This is a genomic window from Rhizobacter sp. P1_G5 (assembly GCF_056405435.1).
The window spans coordinates 1-4,189 of record NZ_JBFUCB010000542.1 but is presented as its reverse complement, the minus strand read 5'-3'; the positions used below and the strand labels follow the sequence as shown (position 1 = coordinate 4,189).

The 4,189-nt window shown below is 65.6% G+C and carries 6 protein-coding genes; 1 reads left to right on the top strand and 5 read right to left on the bottom strand.

Features of this window, described 5'->3' with window-relative positions; translation table 11 throughout:
• A partial coding sequence (locus tag AC1D12_RS26500) for a YlqF/YawG family GTPase (protein WP_477828791.1) occupies nucleotides 1–398 on the bottom strand: 398 nt, incomplete at its 3' end.
• Nucleotides 399–753: 355 nt separating this feature from the next.
• Nucleotides 754–1,494 (bottom strand): SDR family NAD(P)-dependent oxidoreductase, encoded by a 741-nt coding sequence (locus AC1D12_RS26495; protein ID WP_477828792.1) that lies wholly within the window; start codon nucleotides 1,492–1,494, stop codon nucleotides 754–756.
• An 18-nt stretch (nucleotides 1,495–1,512) separates the two neighbouring features.
• On the opposite strand from AC1D12_RS26495, the gene AC1D12_RS26490 reads away from it, so the two are divergent.
• Nucleotides 1,513–2,238 (top strand): TetR/AcrR family transcriptional regulator, encoded by a 726-nt coding sequence (locus tag AC1D12_RS26490; RefSeq protein ID WP_477843964.1) that lies wholly within the window; start codon nucleotides 1,513–1,515, stop codon nucleotides 2,236–2,238.
• Between the two features lie 56 nt (nucleotides 2,239–2,294).
• On the opposite strand, the gene AC1D12_RS26485 is transcribed toward AC1D12_RS26490, so the two are convergent.
• The 3 genes from AC1D12_RS26485 to AC1D12_RS26475 form a co-directional block, all read right to left on the bottom strand.
• Nucleotides 2,295–3,542: an MFS transporter gene (locus AC1D12_RS26485; RefSeq protein WP_477843962.1), complete on the bottom strand. Its 1,248-nt coding sequence runs from the start codon at nucleotides 3,540–3,542 to the stop codon at nucleotides 2,295–2,297.
• A gap of 15 nt (nucleotides 3,543–3,557) precedes the next feature.
• Entirely contained in the window at nucleotides 3,558–3,767 is a 210-nt protein-coding gene (locus AC1D12_RS26480; protein ID WP_052212334.1) for a 2TM domain-containing protein, read from the bottom strand.
• Nucleotides 3,768–3,818: 51 nt separating this feature from the next.
• On the bottom strand, nucleotides 3,819–4,189 hold a 371-nt coding region (locus AC1D12_RS26475; protein WP_477843960.1), incomplete at its 5' end, for an alpha/beta hydrolase.

Here is a 4,189-nt window from a genome sequence, read left to right as displayed (position 1 = left end):
GTGTTGACCAGCGTCGACTTGCCCACGTTGGGAATACCGCAAATCAACACCCGCACCGGCTTGACCATGCCGCCGCGATGCGGGGCAAGCGCCCGGCACACCGCGATCAGCGCACGCGCCGGCGCGGTGGTGCTGGCGTCCAGCCCCAGCGAACGGGTGCCCGGCAGCGCCTGGTAGTGCGCCAGCCAAAGCTCGGAGATCTCCGGATCTGCGAGGTCCTGCTTGTTCAATACCTTCAGCGCAGGCTTGCCTGCCGTCAGTTCGGCCAGCAAGGGATTGGTGCTCGAGCCCGGTAGCCGTGCGTCGAGCAACTCGATCACCACGTCGATCTCCGGCAGGCGATCGGCGATGGCCTTGCGGGTCGTGTGCATGTGGCCTGGGAACCACTGGATGGCCATGGAAGTGCTTTCTGTGTTCTCGCGGATGGCTGCGTCGGGAGGGGGTAGGGCGATATCGATGCTACCGTCGTCGGCACCCAAGCCAACGACGACCATAGCAAACGCTTCGAGCTGCGCTCAGTTGAACATGGATTCCTGCATCGCGAGGAATCCACCGGTGAGCGCAAGCACAGCGCCCAAAACGAAAATCGGCAGCTTCTCGACCGGCGGAGGAACGATCATGACCTTGGCCGACCTGAAAGGCGTCTCTCGCAGCCGCCCGCTCCTGGCCGCCTGACGTCAACCAATGCGCTTCAAGTGCTGTGCGCAACGCGGTCGCTGCGAGGTATCTGGCCGTTGTCCGCGGGCCGTCGACTCAGGCGAGCAAGCCGCCATCGACGTTGATGATGGTTCCCGTCAGGTGTCGCGCTGCAGGACTCGCCAGGAAGCTCACGGCGGCGGCGATATCCGCCGGTTCGGCGTAGCGACCCAGCGGCGTCAGGCTGCGCTGCCAGTCGGAACTCTCCCCGTTGGACGGGTTCATGTCCGTGTTGGTGGAACCTGGCTGGACGAGATTGGCGGTGATGTCTTTCGGCCCCAGTTCCTGCGCAAGGCCGCGTGTGAAGGATTGCAGCGCCGACTTGGTCATGTAGTAGATCGTTCCCGGGGCGCCGACGATGCGCTCCGCACCGGCGGAACCGATGGTGATGACGCGACCGCCCGCGCCCAGATGCGGGATGGCGGCCTGGGTCGTCAGCACCGGGCCGCGCACGTTGACCGCAAGCAGCGCGTCAATATCGCTGACGCTGAAGTCGGCGATGGTGTCGTAGAGCGCGATTCCGGCGTTGTTGACCAGGATGTCCAGGCCTCCCAACGCGGCCACGGCTTCCTCCACCGACCGCTTGATGGCGGTCGGATCCGCACTGTCAGCCTGAATCGCCGTGCCACGCTGGCCCAGCTTTTCGATGGAAGACACCACGGCGTTTGCCCTGTCGGCCGAGTTCTGGAATGTCAGGGCAACGTCGGCGCCGTTCTCAGCCAACGCCACCGCAATGGCGGCTCCAATGCCTCGAGATCCTCCTGTGACCAGGGCGCGTTTTCCAGCAAGGGTTTTCAAGGAATCATCCTTTGTGCAGTGATCGATGCACAAATGGTAGGATTGCGGCATCGGCTGGTCAAGCTATTTGTGCAGCGATCGATGCAAAAAAAAATCATCCCTTCGAAGGCCCCCGCCCGCGTACCTCTTGCTCGTGRCCGACCGCGCGAGTTCGACCGCGAGGCGGCATTGATGAGGGCCATGCGGCTCTTCTGGATCAAGGGCTACGAGGCCACGTCGATTGCCGACCTGACCACGGCTCTGGGTATCGGTTCGACCAGCCTCTATGCCGCGTTCGGCTCGAAGGATGCGCTGTACGCCGAGGCGCTGCGCCTGTACTCCGTGACTTATGAGGACCTGGTTCTGGGGCGCTTCCACCAGGCGCCTACGGCCCGCGAAGCCGCGTTCGCCTACCTGTGGGACTCGGCCGCGGCGATGACAGGCTCCGATTGCGATCTGCCACATGGCTGCCTGGTCACGCTCGGCACTGTCGGAAGCGATGGCCATACCGAACTCGCGGATCTGATGAGGACCACGCGAGGCGGCGCCTTCGAGGTGCTCGTGCCGCGCCTCGCAAAGGCGGTCGCTGAAGGCGAGCTGCCGAAGACTCTCGATGTCCACAAGCTCGCGAGGTTCCTGCAAACAGTCCAGAGCGGCATGGCCATCAGGGCACGCGATGGCGCCGCGAGAGAGGAACTGCAGGCGGTTGCCGAGATTGCGATGGGCGGATGGGACGGGATGGTGCAGCGCTCGGCCCAGGGCTGAGCACGAAGCCGGCTTCACCTGCGCCCGACCATGAACAAGCTCCTGGAACACGACACCTAGAGCGGGTGGAGCACGCGAGACCGACTGCCGTCGATGGGCCTGCGCGACAGCAGCAGGAACAGCACGAGCCCGGCCAGGGTCAGAGCGAACCCGGCCCACACCGCGGACAGCAGGCCATATCCCTGCGCAATGGCCTGACCGCCAGCCCATGCGCCGATCGCGTTCGCGATATTCAAGGCCGCCAGGTTCACCGCGCCCATCATCGTCGGCGCATCCGGCGCTGCCTGCGTGAGCCGGACCTGAATGGTCGGGATCGCGACCATCATCGTGGCGCCCACGGCAAACATGCCCGTCATCAGCACCCAGGCGGTTTCGCCACCCACGGCCAGGATCGCCAGCGCGACCAGAGCGCTGCCGAAACCGGCCTTCAAGCCTTGCGAGGGATGCCGGTCCGCCAGCCACCCGCCGACCACGTTGCCTGCGGTCATGCCGACACCAAAGAGGGCCAGTGCGATCGGGATCCATGGCGCGCCCAGCCCGGCAACGTCGGTCACGAACGGCCCGATGAAGGTGTACACGGCAAAGATGCTGGCCACGCCCAAGGCAGCCACGGCCGCCATCATCCAGACGGGCGCGCGGTTCAAAGCCCGCAGTTCCTGCAACACCGGCCCACCGTCCAACGCGCGCGAGCGTGGCACCCACATCCACAGGGCGATGATCGACAGCACACCCAGTGCCGACACGGCGACGTAGACATTGCGCCAGCCCAGCGCCTGGCCCAGCAGCGCGGCCAGCGGCGAGCCGACAATCGTGGCCACGGTCAGGCCCGTCATCACCAGGGCGAACGCCCGCCCACCTTGGCCCGGCCCGACGATGTAAGAGGCAACCACGGCGCCTGCGCCGAAATACGCGCCTTGCGGGATGCCGCTCACGAAGCGTGCGAGCGCAAAACTCCCCAACCCGGTCGCCACCGCCGAAAGCAGGTTGCCGAGAACGAAGATCGCCATCAAGGCCAGCAGCAGACTCTTGCGGTTCAACTTCGCCGCGAGGATCGTCACGGCAGGCCCACCGAGCACGACACCGAAGGCATAGGCTTCGATCGCATGCGTTGCGGTTGAAATGTCGAGACGCAGTTCGGCTGAAAACAGTTGGATGATCCCCATGCTGGCGAACTCCGATGTTCCGATGCAGAACGTTCCGAGCGCCAGCGTCAGCAGGGTCAGCGTCTTTCGGCTGAGCTGGCGCGCATCGTTGCAATGCGCCCTCGCAGACTTGCACTGCGGTTCGTAGGCTTCTTCAAGCATGACGGTTCTCCTGAGTCAGACGATTCCGGCATGGCGAGCGCCAGGGCCCAGGACGAACCACCAATGGGCCAGCACGCCAATGCCCCAGCTCACCAGCACGTACGCCACCCAATAGGGTGCGCCGGTCCAGAGGTTGATGCCGGCAAGCATGGCCATGCTCAGCACGAACACGATCGAGTGGATGCGAAAGCCACGCTTGCGCTCCGAGATGTCGAGCTTCTTCATGTTTTCCTCCTGTCTCCAGCATCGCCCCGGCGACGTGCCGGGGCGCCCGATTCATCGAACCGATGCCCGCGCCGCCTGGTCGATGGCCTCGGCCACCGCCTCGGGCTGCGAGATGTACGAGGCGTGGCTGGCCCGCACCTCCTTGATCGAGGCCTTCGCTCGGCCCGCCATCTGGCGCTGTGCGGGCGGCGGGATGATGCGGTCTTCGGTGCTCAACACGTACCAGCTGCCGTGCGTCTTCCACGCGGGCTGCGACACCTTCGCCTCGAAGGCCGCCGCCGCCGGGGGGATCTGCGCCGCGGCCAGGAACGCGGCCTGTGCCGGTGGCAGGTCCTGCGCGAAGGCCTGCGGGAAGACGGCAGCGTCGAAGAACAGGTAGCCGTCGGCCGACGGCTGCACCGGAGGCGGGGCACCGCCTTCGA